The organism is Methanosarcina vacuolata Z-761 (assembly GCF_000969905.1).
Taxonomy (GTDB): Archaea; Halobacteriota; Methanosarcinia; order Methanosarcinales; family Methanosarcinaceae; genus Methanosarcina; species Methanosarcina vacuolata.
Genome location: NZ_CP009520.1, coordinates 1,316,499 through 1,332,954 on the forward strand (window position 1 = coordinate 1,316,499; position 16,456 = coordinate 1,332,954).

General features: G+C 41.3%; 13 protein-coding genes and 1 pseudogene. 13 read left to right on the forward strand and 1 reads right to left on the reverse strand.

Features of this window, described 5'->3' with window-relative positions; genetic code table 11:
• The first annotated feature begins 303 nt into the window (after positions 1-303).
• From cysK to MSVAZ_RS05650, 4 genes are all read left to right on the forward strand, one after another.
• On the forward strand, positions 304-1,230 hold the full coding sequence (gene cysK / locus MSVAZ_RS05635) for a cysteine synthase A (protein WP_048119102.1): 927 nt from the start codon (positions 304-306) through the stop codon (positions 1,228-1,230).
• 145 nt (positions 1,231-1,375) lie between these two features.
• A complete protein-coding gene (gene cysE, locus MSVAZ_RS05640; RefSeq protein ID WP_048119104.1) occupies positions 1,376-2,320 on the forward strand; it encodes a serine O-acetyltransferase in 945 nt (314 codons plus the stop codon).
• Positions 2,321-2,580: 260 nt separating this feature from the next.
• A complete protein-coding gene (locus MSVAZ_RS05645) occupies positions 2,581-2,997 on the forward strand; it encodes an SET domain-containing protein (RefSeq protein ID WP_232316226.1) in 417 nt (138 codons plus the stop codon).
• Positions 2,998-3,375: 378 nt separating this feature from the next.
• Positions 3,376-4,182 carry a hypothetical protein gene (locus MSVAZ_RS05650; protein WP_048119110.1) on the forward strand — a complete coding sequence of 269 codons (807 nt, stop codon included), beginning with the start codon at positions 3,376-3,378 and terminating at the stop codon, positions 4,180-4,182.
• Between the two features lie 157 nt (positions 4,183-4,339).
• Here MSVAZ_RS05650 and MSVAZ_RS05655 read toward each other — a convergent pair whose 3' ends face one another.
• The gene (locus MSVAZ_RS05655; protein WP_048119112.1) at positions 4,340-4,798 is read right to left on the reverse strand and encodes a pyridoxamine 5'-phosphate oxidase family protein; all 459 of its coding nucleotides are present in this window, start codon (positions 4,796-4,798) and stop codon (positions 4,340-4,342) included.
• A gap of 250 nt (positions 4,799-5,048) precedes the next feature.
• Between MSVAZ_RS05655 and MSVAZ_RS05660 the strand changes: the two genes are divergently transcribed.
• From MSVAZ_RS05660 to MSVAZ_RS05700, 9 genes and pseudogenes are all read left to right on the forward strand, one after another.
• Positions 5,049-5,537, forward strand: coding sequence for a MarR family winged helix-turn-helix transcriptional regulator (locus MSVAZ_RS05660; protein ID WP_048119114.1), 489 nt, complete (start codon positions 5,049-5,051; stop codon positions 5,535-5,537).
• Between the two features lie 28 nt (positions 5,538-5,565).
• Positions 5,566-6,972: an MATE family efflux transporter gene (locus MSVAZ_RS05665; protein ID WP_048123734.1), complete on the forward strand. Its 1,407-nt coding sequence runs from the start codon at positions 5,566-5,568 to the stop codon at positions 6,970-6,972.
• Between the two features lie 473 nt (positions 6,973-7,445).
• Positions 7,446-8,405, forward strand: a complete 960-nt coding sequence (locus MSVAZ_RS05670) for an ABC transporter ATP-binding protein (RefSeq protein WP_048119117.1) — start codon at positions 7,446-7,448, stop codon at positions 8,403-8,405.
• Between the two features lie 9 nt (positions 8,406-8,414).
• Entirely contained in the window at positions 8,415-9,752 is a 1,338-nt protein-coding gene (locus MSVAZ_RS05675) for a COG1361 S-layer family protein (RefSeq protein WP_048119119.1), read from the forward strand.
• 143 nt (positions 9,753-9,895) lie between these two features.
• Positions 9,896-10,147 (forward strand): hypothetical protein, encoded by a 252-nt coding sequence (locus MSVAZ_RS05680; RefSeq protein WP_048119121.1) that lies wholly within the window; start codon positions 9,896-9,898, stop codon positions 10,145-10,147.
• A complete protein-coding gene (locus tag MSVAZ_RS05685) occupies positions 10,144-11,379 on the forward strand; it encodes an ABC transporter permease (RefSeq protein ID WP_048119123.1) in 1,236 nt (411 codons plus the stop codon). Before MSVAZ_RS05680 ends, MSVAZ_RS05685 begins: the two co-directional genes overlap by 4 nt.
• A gap of 1,248 nt (positions 11,380-12,627) precedes the next feature.
• Positions 12,628-13,539: pseudogene (locus MSVAZ_RS05690) on the forward strand (ABC transporter ATP-binding protein); the annotation flags it as partial.
• Between the two features lie 186 nt (positions 13,540-13,725).
• A complete protein-coding gene (locus tag MSVAZ_RS05695) occupies positions 13,726-15,123 on the forward strand; it encodes a COG1361 S-layer family protein (protein ID WP_048119125.1) in 1,398 nt (465 codons plus the stop codon).
• A gap of 34 nt (positions 15,124-15,157) precedes the next feature.
• Positions 15,158-16,393, forward strand: a complete 1,236-nt coding sequence (locus MSVAZ_RS05700; RefSeq protein ID WP_048123736.1) for an ABC transporter permease — start codon at positions 15,158-15,160, stop codon at positions 16,391-16,393.
• Positions 16,394-16,456 lie beyond the last annotated feature (63 nt).

Genomic DNA, 16,456 nt, shown 5'->3' on the forward strand with positions numbered 1-16,456 from the left:
CTATATTAAACATAAAATTAATTTCACAATTGTGAATTTACTATGAATTGTCTGTATGTTGACGTATCTTGCTGTATATTGCAGCAGGACTGACCACTCAAAATACCATCCAGGCTGATTGAAAAATCATCCGATAAACTGTAATGAGGCCTGAAAAGGTTTGAGTGTAAAAACATACGTTATTGGCAGCTTACAATACAACCGAGTTAATATCATCTAATTAATATATTCTTATTAATATAATCTATACAAATTAAAATACATGAAACCTGAAAAAAGTAAGTTGCAGGAGACGGTAAAAGTATGGGGCAAATATATTCCGACATAACCTGGACAATTGGTAATACTCCTCTTGTCAGGTTAAGCCGCATAACAGAAGGTCTACATGCGGATGTTTTAGTTAAAGTCGAATCCTTTAATCCTATGGGAAGTGTGAAGGACAGAATAGGGCTGGCGATGATTGAAAAAGCCGAACTTGAAGGGAAAATCAAAAAAGGTACCACTGTTATTGAAGCAACCAGCGGCAACACCGGTATCGGACTCGCCTGCGTCTGCGCTGCCCGTGGATATAAGCTCATACTGGTTATGCCTGAAACAATGACAGTAGAAAGAAGAAAACTGCTGAAAGCCCTGGGAGCAGAGCTGGTTCTAACCCCCGGAACGGAAGGAATGACAGGAGCAGTTAATAAAGCCGAACAGATGTCTGCTGACGATCCTTCACTTTACTTCATAGCCCAGCAATTCCAGAATCCTGCAAATCCAGCAATTCACAGACGGACAACAGCTGAAGAAATCTGGAAAGATACTGATGGTAAAGCGGATGTTGTTGTAGCAGGCGTGGGAACAGGTGGAACTATCACAGGCATTGCCAGCGTAATAAAAAAACGGAAACCGTCTTTTAAGGCGATTGCAGTCGAACCTGCCGAATCTCCTGTGCTCAGCGGGGGAAGCCCTGGACCACATAAAATCCAGGGTATCGGTGCAGGTTTTATTCCTGATGTACTCCGGCTTGATCTTGTTGATGAAGTGATCAAGGTAACCGGAGACAACGCCGCTGCCACGTCCCGGCGTCTGGCAAAGGAAGAGGGCATCCTTGCAGGCATATCTTCAGGCGCTGCTACCTATGCTGCACTGCAGGTCGCAGCCAGGGACGACATGAGCGGGAAGACGATTGTTGTTATCTTGCCGGATACGGGAGAACGTTATTTGAGCACTGACCTCTTTGACTGATTGTCAGCAACTTTTGACCAATTTATCAGCAACAGTTTGACTGATTTCTCGGCAACAGTTTGACTGATTTCTCGGCAACAGTTTGACTGATTTGTCTGAGGCTGGCCGACCGATTGATTTGACAATTAATACCGGAAGATTTCGAATGGGAATCAGGGAAGATATCAGGACTGTTTTTAAGAAAGACCCTGCAGCAAGGTCTACTCTTGAGGTAATCTGCTGCTATCCGGGCCTGCACGCTGTCTGGATACATCGGGTATCTCATTTTTTCTGGGAGAGACATTTTTATTTTCTGGCCCGTCTGCTCTCTCACATTTCCAGGATGTTAACAGGTATTGAAATCCATCCCGGGGCAAAGCTTGGAAGGCGAGTTTTCATAGACCACGGGTCCGGGGTTGTGATTGGAGAAACGGCTGAGGTAGGTGATGACGTTTTGATATATATGGGAGTTGTGTTAGGCGGGACAGCTCTGGAAAAGGTAAAGCGTCATCCAACTATTGAAAGTGATGTAGTTATCGGTTCAGGAGCATCTGTACTTGGCCCAATTACTGTTGGAAGGGGCGCTAAAATAGGCGCCGGCTCGGTTGTGATCCGGCCAGTTCCAGCCGGAGCTACTGTTGTGGGAGTCCCTGCAAGGATTGCAGAAACACATCCTTCGGTTTCTGCAGGTCAACTTGACCATGATAAGCTGCCTGATCCCGGACTTATTGTAATAAGCCAGATACTTGACCGGCTGAGCAGGCTAGAAGACAAGTTCCAGGCGCATGAAGAGTTAGTTTCCGGACATGGAAAAACTCCACAAGGAGCAGCGCTTAAGGATGAACAAATTTATTCCCTGCTAAAAGACGTGGTCGACCCTGGGGTGGGGATGGATATCGTCAAAATGGGACTGGTAAAGGAAGTAATAGTCGACGGACCAAATGTAGACGTAAACCTTGTATTGACAACAAGCGCCTGCCCTATGATCGAGTATTTTAAGGAACAGATCCGGAGAAAAGTCCTGAGTGCGGAAGGGGTAGAAAAGGTTAATGTCAATATCCTTGATGAGCCCTGGAGCTGGGACCGAACCCAAAAAAAGGTCGTTCATTAAAAGCAAAGGTCCGCTAAGAACTTTTTAACTCACCTCTGTATTTTTTTGTTTTCAAGGCCAGGACTTGGAGGAAAGCTCATCAGGTAATCCAGAGGATAGACCTGGACTCATGCCTGGATTGAAACAAAGTGATTTATGCTCTCTATTCTCGAAAACCAAAAAGGACTCTGTTCCTATATTTTAAAGAATTTTGAAGGGAAACCTATAAATTACATCTTTCTATACATAATAATACAGTTTGCCGGTAATTTTTAAATTTTATGGGATACGGTCATATGTTATCGATAAGTGTTAAAGACTCACCTGGAAAAGGTAGAGGTGTGTTTGCACAGCGGAATTTTAAAAAAGGAGAGGTAATAGAAACCTGTCCTGTCATAGTTTTACCTGCTGAAGAGATAGACTCACTTGAGCTTACCCAGCTCTATAATTATTATTTCGCCTGGGGTCCTGACTCAAAAGATGCAGCTATCGCGCTGGGCTATGGTTCTCTTTATAATCACTCATACAACCCGAATGCAAGGTATTACAAAGACTTCGATAACAGCCTTTTAAAATATGTTTGTATAAGAGATATTCAGGAAGACGAAGAAATAACAATAAACTATAACTGCGACCCTGAAGACAAAAACCCTGTCTGGTTTGATCTTGCAGGCCAGGAAGATCTTGGAATTTTATGAAAAGGATTATTGGATGTAGCCATTTACTGTTCCTGAAAAATAATGTATTTCACTCTTTCAAACTTCTTTCAGCTTTTTTTATTTTGTATGTGACTGGCGCGAAGTTTATATTTTCTTCAACCACTTTATTATAAAAAGCTAACCTATAGGCTAACCTGTAAGCTGACCTATAAGCTAACTTATAAGTTGACCTGTAAGCTGACCTATAAGCTAACTTATAAGTTGACCTGTAAGCTGACCTATAAGCTAACTTATAAGCTGACCTGTAAGCTGACTTATAAGCTGATCTGTAAGCTGACCTGTAAGCTAACTGTGAAATTCAATCCCAGGTCAATTCAAAGCCAAAACTTCTCCTGAAGTTATAAAAAGGAGTCCAAAATGGAAAATACATTTCTTACTGTTTTTCGGGTAAGCCTGTTTGACACCTTCTATGTCACAGGCTCTCTGATTCTTGTCGGGATGATACTCGGCCTTCTTGAGAACCGGGCTAACTTTTACGTCCAGAGAGCTTTTGGCAGGAAAGGAATTCTGGTTACAGCCTGGATAGGCACTCCGATTCACGAACTTGGCCACCTGCTGATGTGCTATGTATTCAGGCACAAAATAACTAAACTCAAGCTGTTTTCCCACAAGGAAAAGGACGGAACCCTTGGATACGTCAACCACAGCTGGAACCCGAAAAGCCTCTACCAGAATATAGGAAACTTTTTCATAGGCATGGGCCCGATCTTCAGCGGGACCATAGCTCTTATCATCGGCATGAAACTGCTGCTGCCGGATTCTTTTACAAGGGTTGCCGATTATCTTACCCTTGTGCCCGCTCAGCCGGACCAGTATATTTTGACAAAAATCTTCGCCCTTACCGCAGGTCTCTTTCAAAGCATATTCTCGTTAGAAAACCTGTTTTCTCTCAACTTCTGGATTTATTTTGCCCTGGCAATCGCAATCTCTTCACATATGGCCCTGAGCAAAGAAGACCTTAAAGGAGCAGGCAGGGGTTTTGTAACCATACTCTTTTTCATTTTGCTGATAAATCTGGTTGCTCTCTTTTTCAATGCTGACTTTTCCGGCCTTTTTGCTGAAATACTGGCTCTAAACGTATATCTTGTAGCCTTTTCAATGATTTCGATTGTTTTTTCTTTAATCAGGCTGGTTTTAAGTGCTTTTGCGTATCATCTGGTATAAATATTTCATAAATGTATTAACTTGCTCATATAAATATTAAAAAATTTCAAATCCGAAAATATAGAAGCAGAAAATAAAAAGCAGAAAAATAGAAGCAGAAAAATAGAAGCAGAAATTGAAGAACCGATTGATTTTTACAGAAATCTTGCTGTTTCAGTTAAAATCCATGCTGCTTTCCTGTCATCTCTTCAATCTCAATCTTAATTATACACAGCCTGTTAACTTTCCATTCTTCAAACTCAAAAGGCCCTTTTTTTCCGTAATGCTCGGAAAGGATAGTAAGCCCCTCTACTTTTTCATCATAGTCTTCAACAAACCGTGCCTGTCCGTTCCCTACAACACTCCTGTAACGGACATTATATTTGCAGATGTCTTCACTGGTGATGATTTCAGCTTCGGCATCGGCTTCGAAAGCGATTCTGGGGTTCCTGTTAAGGATATCGATCTTCTTTCCTTCGCGGGAACAGTGTAGATAAATTTTGTTATCTTTGTATCCAAAAGCCATTGGGATAATGTAAGGTTTGTCTGAGTCCGAGAGGGCTATACGAAGGAATTTTGCCTTTGAGAGAATCTCTTCTATCTGCTGATGATCCTGTATCAGGTCTTTACTTCCCATTTTTTCACCTTAAAGAAATTCATTTGCTATAGAAAACCTGTAAATAAATATTTATTCTTGGGATAAAAGTTACTTCCCGTCTGAGTATATATACTAACACCAGTTATTTTGCATTTAATTTTAGTTTCATTCGGAACTATTATATACCTCACAAGCCTATAGAGGTCGGATCAGTTTCATTTGTAACGATTTTCACAATGGTGTATTAATAAACAAACCATCCAGCTCATAAAATGTGAAGGATAAAATTATGGAAGACCCAGGAGACAGAAACTTAAGAGAAACAGACCCAAGAGAAATATTAGGCCCTATTGCCTACATTTATCGGAGCCATCTGGCTTACATGGTAAAGGAACTCGAAGCTTACAGGGTCGGAAGCGGACAGTTTGAGTTTTTACTGTTTTTGTATCACAAAGATGGAGTATCCCAGGAAACTCTTGCAAAGGAACTGAAAGTTAGCAAAGCAACAAGTGCCAGAGCAGTCCAGAATCTGGAAAAAGAAGGTTACGTTTACAGGGAAAGAGACGAAAGTGACCTTCGAGCTTACAGGGTTTACCTGACTGAAAAAGGAAAAGAAATGAGAAATATAATTTTTAAAAAGTTGATGGCTTTTACAGAGATCCTCTTTTCGGATTTTACCTTTGAAGAAAAAGAAATCTTCAGGCTGCTCATTCATAAAGCTGCTATTAAACTTTTTGAGCCTGGATTCGAGCCTCCATCTGACAGGTCAGATGATTGAGGTGAAAAACGGTGGAGATAAAAAAAATATGGATGAAAAAAGTGAGTTTCTCGGCAAAGATAACATAAAGAAGCTCCTGTTTAAGCTCTCAGCCCCCATTGTCATCGGAATGCTGGTCCAGGCTATTTATAACGTAGTGGACACCTTTTTCGTGGGAATGGCCTATGGGGCAGATGACGTCCAGGCCATAGGCGGACTTTCGATAGCCTTTCCAATCCAGATGATGGTGATGGCTTTTGGAATTGTGCTTGGGACAGGAGGTTCTTCCATAATTTCACGTGCTCTTGGAGCCCGAGAAAATGAAAAAGCCGAAAGAGTACTTGGAAATGTTTTTTCCCTGAGTTTAATATTAAGTGTGCTTATAGCCATCCCAGGTCTTTATTATCTTGATCCGATCTTGAAGGTTTTCGGAGCAACTGCTGGTGTCATGCCCTATGCCAGAGAATATCTTAAATATATAATACTGGGAGGAACTGTCTTTGTCTTTGGAGTGGCTGTTCAGAATATTGTCCGGTCTGAAGGAAACGCCCGTTTTGCAATGAATGCTATGCTTGTAGGAGGCGGCCTCAATATCTTCCTTGACCCGCTTTTTATGCTTGGTTTTGGAATGGGTGTAAAAGGAGCTGCAATTGCAACTGTAATATCACAGGCAATAGCTTCGATCTGGCTTCTGCTGTACTACCTCAAAGGAAAAGGGGCAGTTCATTTCAGATCAGAAACCTTGAAACCCGATTTGGAAATTGATAAGGAAATTGGGGCTATTGGTATTGGGTCTTTTGTAATGCAATGCTCGAACAGTGTCATGATGATCTTTGTGTTCAATGCACTTGCAACTTATGGAGGAGATAGCGCAATTGCCGTTTTTGGTGTAATAATAAAGGTCAACTCCTTCATTTTCATGTCTCTTCTGGGTATGGGCTTTGGCCTGCAACCGGTTGTCGGGTTCAATTACGGAGCAAAAAAATATGAAAGGATAGCCGAAGCTGTGAAATTATCGCTCGCAGCGACAACAACTATTGGAATTTTTGGCCTTCTGATCATTTTACTCTTAAAAGAACAAATTCTCGGCTTATTCAGTGCAGACCCGCAATATCTGGAGATCGGAAAAAAAGCTATGACTATCATGCTTCTGGGGATGCCTCTGGTAGGCATGAATGTGATCACATCAATCCTGTTCCAGGCCCTGGGAAAAGCAAAACCTGCGTTCCTTCTTTCCATTAGTCGGCAGCTTCTCTTTCTGATCCCTCTTGTTACCCTCCTTCCCCGGTTCTATCAACTGAATGGAGTCTGGGCAGCTTTCCCGGCAGCGGACTTTCTGGCATTTCTGCTTTCCGGGTTCCTGCTTCTCAGGGTCTATAAAATTTTCAAGGAAAATAAAGAGTTTTCAAAAACAGCATCAGGATCAGAAATTACAGATAAAATGTCTAATCTATAACAGTTCACTAGGACTATACGCACTTGAGAAACAGAATCAATTACAGCAGAGACTGTGGATTAAGGTTCTGTTTTAAACAGTTAACGGTTTGCTGCGGTTGATTTTTCAGTTCAACTGCGTAAGCCCTAATCTATAACAGTTCAAAAAAGAGTTTTCGTTTCATATCAAAAAAGTCTTCATGCCTGGTCACAAAAGTCTTCATGTCCGGTAACAAAAGTCTTCATGTCCGGTAACAAAAGTCTTCATGTTCGGTAACAAAAGTCTTCATGTCCGGTAACAAAAGTCTTCATGTTCGGTAACAAAAGTCTTCATGTCCGGTAACAAAAAGAGTCTTCAGTTATGGTCATAAGAAAGGGTCTTCAGATCATCATAAAATAATTTATGGAATAACGTATATTATAAAAAAAGAAAATCCAATTCAGGTTCTTTGAAAAAATTCAGTTCAGAGGCAACTAACTTTTTAGGGGATATGTATGACGCTTACTGAAATAATAGATTCTTTCAAATCAAAACTGAATGTCTCAAAACTTGTTGATTCGCTAGAAAGAAAGGCAAGTTTCTATGAAGAATCCGAGAATGGTGCTGATGAGAATGGCTCAGTTGGGGATTTAAAATACAATCCATACTTTAATTCCGGAAACAGTGATGCTAATAATTCCAATGGGGGAAAGATCTCTCAAAACAAAGATGAGCCTCTTATCAAACTAATCAATGTGTGGAAAATTTATCAGATGGGGGAGGTTGAGTTTGCAGCCCTTAAAGGAATAAATCTTGAAATTTACGAAGGTGAATTTCTGATCATTCTTGGGCCCAGTGGAAGTGGAAAAAGTACGATGATGAATCTGCTGGGCTGTCTGGACATGCCATCAAAAGGCACAGTTTGCCTGAATTCTAAAGATATCTCAGAACTTGATGAATCCGAACTCGCCATTATCCGAGGAAAAATGATTGGCTTCATATTCCAGAGTTTCAATCTTCTTCCAACCCTCAATACTGAAGAAAACGTGCTTTTACCTATGGAATTTCAGGAAGAGGATAGAAAAATAGCCCGAGAAAAAGCCTCATATCTGCTTGACATTGTCGGACTCTCAAATAAGAAAGGAAACCTCCCTTCCCAGCTTTCAGGCGGACAGAGGCAGAGAGTTGCAATAGCTCGTTCCCTGGCTGTAAACCCGCCTATAATTCTGGCAGATGAGCCTACAGGAAACCTGGACAGCAAAACTGGTGATTATATTCTGGATTTTCTGGATGGGCTTCACCAAAGAGACGGTAAGACGATTATTATTGTTACTCATGACGTCGAACTTTTAAGATATGCAACAAGGGTTGTGTACATAAGAGACGGTGAGATTGAAAAAATCGAGACCCGTCCTAAAAACGAACCAGATATGAAAAACGAACGAGGTACGAAAAATGAAGAAAATCGGAGTTGAGGAATTAAAATGAAAAAGTTCTCTTTGCTAAAAATTATACTGTTGTTTTCAGTATTCATATGCCTCGGATCTGGAACAGCACTTGCTTCTAATGGTGATATAAAATCTGCATATTTGGAGGTAAACCTGACAAATCAAAACCCTGATGCTGCCCGTCCGGGAGAACCTGTTGAACTCACTGTTAGCGTGCAAAACGCAGGAAACGCTGACCTGAAAGATATTGCTGTCACGGTTAACCCTGAATATCCTTTCAGTAAGGTTTCCGGAGAAGACCTCACAAAAAAGGTCTCTTACCTGAATGCACGGCAGGATGATGACGATGCAGCAGTCCTTAAGTTCAAGCTTATGACAGATGCCAATGCTTCAGAAGGCACATATGATATCGATATTACTACTACTGCTAAAGAAAGTGGCTCCTCGTCAAACACGATTACCACTACAAAAACCATTCATCTCGAGGTAAGGGGCAAGGAATACGCTCAGATTGTTACCATAAATAAGGCAAGTATTGACATTGCAAAAGAAGAGCCTCTGGAATTCATAATAACAAATACCGGAAATTCACCTTTGAAAAACATGGTGGTTTCCTGGAAAGACCCAAAAGGGGTAATTTTGCCAGTATATTCGGATAACACAAAGTACATCAAATATCTGGCTGCAGGAGACTCTGTAACAGTTGCTTACTCGGTAATGGCAGATGTAAATGCAGACCCTGGACTCTATACTCTGGACGTAAACCTCAGTTTTGAAGACTATAATTCAAATGAAAAAAGTATACAGACTACAGCAGGGCTTTTCGTTGGTGGAGAAACCGACTTTGATGTTTCTTTTTCGGAAAGTGACCAGGGAGAAATTTCTCTTTCAGTTGCAAATGTAGGAAACAACATGGCGTATTCCGTTAAAGTCTCGATCCCTGACCAGGATGGGTACCGGATTTCAGGAAGTTCCTCAACAATTGTAGGAAACCTTGAGAAAGGAGACTATACAATTGCATCTTTTAACATTGCAAGTACACAGCAGGATGCTATGAATGCGGAATCCTCATCCGACAATATAAAGTCCAGCGATGAAGGCGAAAATGTAACTTCTACTTCCATGGATTCTAATCCTCTGAAAGTCCAGATTGAATATACGGATGCAAAAGGAGAACGAATAAAGGTTGATAAAGAAGTAAAGCTCGAAATGGATTCCGGGAACATGACTGCGCAGGGATCAGGAGGGTCAGGCAATAAGAGTAGTGGATTTGGGTCATACTTATCCTATATTGTGATAATAGCTCTTGCAGGAGGAGCATTCGTATACAGGAAGAAAATCAAGGAAAAACTGCAGGGCAGAAAAAATAAGTAATCCGGAAAAAAACCCCTGAGACTCCTAAAGTCTGAATAAGCAGCATCACAGAAGATATCATCATTAACAAATACAGGACATGGGATTAGAAACACATGGGATTAGAAACACATGGGATTAGAAACACATGGGATTAGAAACACATGGGATTAGAAACACAAGCCTTCTCAAAAAGGGTTGATCGAAAACCCGAAAAACATTTGAATTTTATGAACTTATCCCCAAACCCTATCGGCGTTATCAACCGGCGCAACGGTTGTGGCACAATCATTTTCAAAAAAGGGTTGATCGAAAACCCCAAGAACCGTTTGAGTTTTATGAATATCCCCAAGCCCTATCGGCGTTATCAACCGGCGCAACGGTTGAGAGCCAAACAAAGGAAGAATGCAGAATGAGAAACTCAACCTACCTGAAAATGGGTCTGAACATGCTTGTGCATAGCAAGCTCCGAAGTTGGTTGACCATTATCGGGATAGTTATAGGAGTCGGATCTGTTGTTGGCATTGTCTCTTTAGGGGACGCCATGCAAGAGCAGGTTCAGAGCAGGCTTGCCGAGATGGATCTGACAAAAATTACAATAAGCCCGGGGTATACCAAGGCATCATCCAATGTAAATGGTGGTCCTCCTGGTATGAGAAGTGTTTCATCGATAGATTCCGAATTGACGGACGATGACATTGATGCACTCCAGGGTCTGGATAGTATACAGTATATATCCGGAGAAATTTCCGGCAGTGAAGAGGTTAAATATGCAGGAGAAACTGCAATCCTCCCGATTAAAGGTGTTGACCCTCAGGTCTGGAAGTATACGACTACTATGAAAACACAATCCGGAAGATTGCTTGAACCGGCTGATAAGTATGTTGCAGTCATAGGAAGCAGTGTTGCCAGTGAAACTTATGACCACGACATTGGAGTCAATCAGGTAATAACAGTGAACAACAAATCCGTTCGAGTTGTCGGAATCCTGGAAGAAGAAGGCATGGGAGATGACTCAAGGATCTACATGCCAATCGATGGAGCAGTAGATCTTATTGAGGATGCCGAAGACGATGTTTATGATAGCATCACGGTAAAAGCCAAGAATGAAGATCTTGTGGACGAACTAACGGATGATATTGAAAAAAAGCTCATGGTCTCAAGGCACATTATCCAGAAAGATGACCAGGACTTTTCCGTGACAGCTTCAAAGTCCATGGCTGAGTCTGTTACCGAAATGATGAGTTCAATGACGCTTTTCCTGGGAGCCATTGCAGCTGTTTCCCTGCTTGTGGGAGCCGTAGGCATTGCCAATACCATGTTTACCTCTGTCCTTGAAAAAACAAAGGAAATAGGGACTATGAAAGCCATTGGGGCAAAAAACCGGGATATCCTTATGATTTTCCTTTTTAATTCCGCAATGGTAGGCCTTGTTGGTGGTATCCTTGGAGTTGTTCTGGGATCCTTTGTTTCATCTGGGCTCCAGATGATGATGGGGGGCGATATGACTGGAGGGGGTAGCGGAGTAAGCTTTTCTTTGATGCTTGAAGGCCTGACTCTTGCAGTTTTGATAGGAGTCATCTCTGGAGTAGTACCAGCGTACAGGGCCTCGAAATTAAAGCCTGTGGATGCATTAAGGTACGAGTAAATGGAAACAGAAGGAATAACAGTAAAGGAAGGACTAAACAGAAAAGGAAGGATTAAACAGAAAAGGAAGGACTAAACAGAAAAGGAAGGACTAAACAGAAAAGGAAGGATTAAACAGAAAAGGAAGGACTAAACAGAAAAGGAAGGGCTGATTCCCTTTCTCATTATTTGCTTTACTGGAATCAGTGGATTTCTGCTAGCAAGGAAAAAAGGTTGTGGTATAGGTTGTTAAAAGTCATAACCTTTGGAAGTTCTTTTATATTTTTTTTAAAAAAACAGGCAAAGGTGCTCGTTTTTCATAATTGATCCGTGACTCATGTATACGACCTCTTTATCCCGCAATTGAGACCTGACGCGACACTGGAATGAGTCCTGAGATTTTAATTTCAGGGACATTTCTCTTTGTTTTTGAGCAGCCATTCGGAATATTTGTCAGGGTCAAAAGAAATGTCTCTTATTTTAGGCCTTAAGCTCCTTTTGAAAAAAAATTTCCCACGAATAATACTTTATTGAGAATTTATTTAACGTTTAACGGAGAATTAAAGATTAAATTAACAAAATACCTCTTAGAAAAGCTTCATTGATAAATTAATTCTCTAGATTTCCCTGTTTTTAGCTAAGTATGCTTATATTATTAAACGCCAATGAGGGGATCGGTTGCCTCCAATCCTGTTGAGCGGCTGGAAAATAAAATGTCCTATATAAGACAGGTGTTTTGCCCATCTCAGACACCTATCTCAGATAGGTTTTCAACCCCATGTAAGAGTTGCTCAATTTAGTTAATTACAGTGGAAAAGTAAAAACTGAAACGGAACACCCAAAAACAGGACCTCGCCACAAGGGACATCAAGTCTATCACTTGAAAACCAGGTGTTCCTCATTGTAATAACGAAAGGAGGCAGCCAGCAAAAAGCCTACACTCCAGAAAATGAGGTACTATTCATTTCGATGGTGCCTCAAAAACGAATCAAGCCACAGGTCTAATTGGATCATATAGGTGATCTGATTAGACCCGATTATACCCACTAGGCAGATAGGCCGTAGCATAACTCATAAAAATAACTCCTAAAATGGACATTTAATATCAACCTGAAAATAGAATTTCAGTCTTTAAAATTTACCAAAAAACTTTTCGACTGCATCATAAAATCAGTCACGGAAACGATGGAAATCATGCATCAGAAAAATAAAAACTCAAGCTACTTTGAAAAGGTCAAGCTCAAATATGACTAACTTTTAGAGGTTTTGTATGACACTCACTGGAATAATAGATTCTCTTAAAACGATATTGAATCCCTCAAAAATTATAAACTCGCTTGAAGAAGCAGCGAGTTTTACTGGTTCATCTGAGAGTGATTCCGAAGAGGATCTAAAAATCAATCCTTACTTTGATTCCGAAAACGGTGCTACTAGCAGTTCCAAAGCGGCAAGGATATCTCAAAACAAAGATGAACCTCTTATCAAACTGACCAATGTCTGGAAAATTTATCAGATGGGGGAAGTTGAATTTGCAGCCCTTAAAGGAATAAATCTTGAAATTTACGAAGGTGAATTTCTGATCATTCTTGGTCCCAGTGGAAGTGGAAAAAGTACGATGATGAATCTGCTGGGCTGCCTGGATATACCATCAAAAGGCACTGTTTGCCTGAATTCTAAAGATATCTCAGAACTTGACGAATCCGAACTCGCCATTATCCGAGGACAGATGATTGGTTTCATATTCCAGAGCTTTAACCTCCTCTCCACACTCAGTACAGAAGAAAACGTGCTCTTACCGATGGAATTTCAGGAAGATGATCGACAAATGGCCCGACAAAAAGCCTCATATCTGCTTGACATTGTCGGACTCTCAAATAAGAAAGGAAACCTCCCTTCCCAGCTTTCAGGCGGACAGAAGCAGAGAGTTGCAATAGCCCGTTCCCTGGCTGTAAACCCGCCTATAATCCTGGCAGATGAGCCTACAGGAAACCTGGACAGTAAGACTGGTGATTATATTCTGGATTTTCTGGATGGGCTTCACCAAAGAGACGGTAAGACGATTATTATTGTTACTCATGACATCGAACTTGTAAGATATGCAACAAGGGTTGTGTACATAAGAGACGGTGAGATTGAAAAAATCGAGACCCGTTCTAAAAACGAACCTGATATGAAAAACGAACCTGATACGAAAAACGAACCTGATACGAAAAACGAACCTGATACGAAAAACGAACCTGATACGAAAAACGAACTTGATACGAAAAATGAACCTAATACGAAAAACGAACTTGATACGAAAAACGAACTAAATACAGAAAATGAACCAAGTATAAAAAAAGAACCAGATCTGGAGTGAGGAATAAAAATGAGAAAATTTTCTTTGCTAACATTTTTACTACTGCTTTCAACGTTCCTATGCCTGGGAGCAGGCACAGCGTTGGGAGCATCAAACGGTAACATAAACTCTGCCGCTGTGCAGGTAAATGTAACTAATCAAAACCCTGATACTGCCAGGCCTGGAGAGCCTGTTGAACTTACTCTCAGCGTGCAGAATATAGGAAACAATAACCTCAAAGACATTAAGGTTACACTCAATCCGGAATATCCTTTCAGTAAACTTTCCGGAGAAGACCTTGAAAAAAGTATCTCTTATCTAAATGCAAGACAGGAAGATGATGATGCTGGAGTTCTTAAATTCAAACTCATGACCGATTCCAACGCATCTGAAGGCACGTATGATCTTGATATAGTCACCACTTATACGAGTGGATCAGGGTCTGATGAAAAGACTTACACTACTACAAAAACAGTTCAGTTAGAAGTTCAGGGTAAAGAATATGCTCAGGTTGTGACCGTAAGTAAGGCTGATATTGATATAGCAAAGGAAGAACCTCTAGAGTTTATTGTTACGAACACAGGGACTTCACCTTTGAAAAACCTGGTTTTCTCCTGGACTGATCCTAAAGGCGTGGTTTTGCCTGTATACTCTGATAACACAAAACACATCAAATATCTGGAAGCAGGTCAATCAGTAACCGTTTCTTACTCGGTAATGGCAGATGTGAATGCTGATCCGGGACTTTATACCTTGAATGTGAATCTTTCGTATGAAGATGCTGACTCTAATTCGAAGAATATTCAGACCACAGCAGGACTTTTTGTAGGAGGAACAACGGATTTCGATGTTTCATTCTCGGAAACTAGTGCGGGAGAGACTTCCTTTTCAGTTGCAAATGTAGGTAATAACATAGCATATGCTGTGAAAGTATCCATTCCAGATCAAGATGGGTACAAAGTTTCAGGAAGTTCGTCAACAATTGTAGGAAATCTGGAGAAAGGAGATTACACAATTGCTTCATTTGATGTTTCGAATTCACAGAGTGGTGCAGGAGGAAATACAACCGAAAATGGCCCAGGAACACCTTCAGATTCTTCACAAGATAGTGCTAACGGTGCAAGCTCAACCTCTATGAGTTCCTCCGATCCACTGAAGGTCCAGATTGAGTATACGGATGCAAAAGGGGAAAGGGAAACTGTTACTAAAGAAGTTAATCTCGAGACTACAACATCAGGAAATATGACTGCAGCAGGAGGCCCGGGAGGCCCAGGTAGTAGCGCTGGAATTAGTTCTTACCTGCCATACATCGGCCTGCTTGTCCTTGCAGGTGGAGTATTCGTTTATCGCAGGAAGATACACGAAAAGATACAGGCAATGAAAGCAAAAAAAGCCGGGTACAAAAAGCCTGAAGACCAGAAGATCTAAAAAACAGTATCACTAGCAAATGGAAGGATGCAAGATGAGACAATCAACCTACCTGAAAATGGGTCTGAACATGCTAGTACACAGTAAGCTCCGAAGTTGGCTGACCATTATCGGGATAGTTATAGGGATCGGATCTGTTGTTGGCATCCTCTCCCTCGGGGACGCTATGCAAGAGCAGGTTCAGAGCAGGCTTTCCGAGATGGATCTGACAAAAATTACAATAAGCCCGGGTTATACCAAAGCATCCTCGAATATGCCTGGGCCCGGAGGAATGGGAGGTACGACAACAGATGTTGAATTAACTGATACGGATATTGCGGCACTTCGAGGGTTGAATAATATATCATATATAGAAGGAGAGATTAGCGGCAGTGTGCCAGTGATATATGCAGCGCAAAATGCAACCCTTTCAATCACAGGTGTAGACCCACAGGTCTGGCAATATATGACCACTTTAACGACACAGTCCGGAAGATTGCTCGAGCCATCTGACAAGTATGTCGCAGTCATCGGAAGTGGCGTTGCAAGTGGAATTTATGATCAGGACATCGGAGTTAACCAGGTAATAACTATAAATGGTAAAGCAGTGCGTGTTGTTGGGATTCTGTCAGAAGAAGGTGAAGGTGACAGAAGTATCTACATGCCTATCGATGGAGCAGTAACCCTGATCGATGATGCAGAAAATGGTGTTTATGATTCCATTTCTATAAAAGCTAAGAGTGAAGATGCAGTAGACAGCCTGACCGAAGATATTGTGGATAAGCTCATGATCTCAAGGCACATTGTCAGTGATGATGATAGAGACTTTTCGGTTTCAGCTTCTAAATCTATGGCAGAGTCTGTCACTGAAATGACGAGTTCAATGACGCTTTTCCTTAGTGCCATTGCAGCTGTGTCCCTGCTTGTGGGAGCTGTCGGGATTGCCAATACCATGTTTACCTCTGTCCTGGAAAAGACAAAGGAAATAGGGACTATGAAAGCCATTGGGGCAAAAAACAGGGATATCCTCATGATTTTCATCTTTAATTCCGCAATGGTGGGTCTTGTTGGCGGTATCCTTGGAGATGTTCTTGGAGCTTGTGTCTCAACTCTCTTCCCTATGCTGGGTTTGCAGATGATGGGAGGAGGAGGGAGTTCAAGCATATACTTTGCTCCTGACCTAATGGCTATGGGGCTTGGCCTGGCAGTTTTAATTGGTGTGATCTCAGGAGTAGTCCCTGCATACAGGGCTTCAAAGTTAAAACCAGTAGATGCACTAAGATATGAATAAACGGAAAAGAAATTAAAATGGAATAGAAAGGAAATGGAATAGAAAGGAAATGGAAAAAAGGGT

Coding starts and splice junctions, on each gene's coding strand:
- MSVAZ_RS05695 (WP_048119125.1), top strand. CDS start 13,726: ATGAGAAAATTTTCTTTGCTAACATTTTTACTACTGCTTTCAACGTTC.
- cysK (WP_048119102.1), top strand. CDS start 304: ATGGGGCAAATATATTCCGACATAACCTGGACAATTGGTAATACTCCT.
- MSVAZ_RS05680 (WP_048119121.1), top strand. CDS start 9,896: ATGGGATTAGAAACACAAGCCTTCTCAAAAAGGGTTGATCGAAAACCC.
- MSVAZ_RS05650 (WP_048119110.1), top strand. CDS start 3,376: ATGGAAAATACATTTCTTACTGTTTTTCGGGTAAGCCTGTTTGACACC.
- MSVAZ_RS05675 (WP_048119119.1), top strand. CDS start 8,415: ATGAAAAAGTTCTCTTTGCTAAAAATTATACTGTTGTTTTCAGTATTC.
- cysE (WP_048119104.1), top strand. CDS start 1,376: ATGGGAATCAGGGAAGATATCAGGACTGTTTTTAAGAAAGACCCTGCA.
- MSVAZ_RS05660 (WP_048119114.1), top strand. CDS start 5,049: ATGGAAGACCCAGGAGACAGAAACTTAAGAGAAACAGACCCAAGAGAA.
- MSVAZ_RS05645 (WP_232316226.1), top strand. CDS start 2,581: ATGGGATACGGTCATATGTTATCGATAAGTGTTAAAGACTCACCTGGA.
- MSVAZ_RS05655 (WP_048119112.1), bottom strand. CDS start 4,798: ATGGGAAGTAAAGACCTGATACAGGATCATCAGCAGATAGAAGAGATT.
- MSVAZ_RS05670 (WP_048119117.1), top strand. CDS start 7,446: ATGACGCTTACTGAAATAATAGATTCTTTCAAATCAAAACTGAATGTC.
- MSVAZ_RS05685 (WP_048119123.1), top strand. CDS start 10,144: ATGAGAAACTCAACCTACCTGAAAATGGGTCTGAACATGCTTGTGCAT.
- MSVAZ_RS05700 (WP_048123736.1), top strand. CDS start 15,158: ATGAGACAATCAACCTACCTGAAAATGGGTCTGAACATGCTAGTACAC.
- MSVAZ_RS05665 (WP_048123734.1), top strand. CDS start 5,566: ATGGATGAAAAAAGTGAGTTTCTCGGCAAAGATAACATAAAGAAGCTC.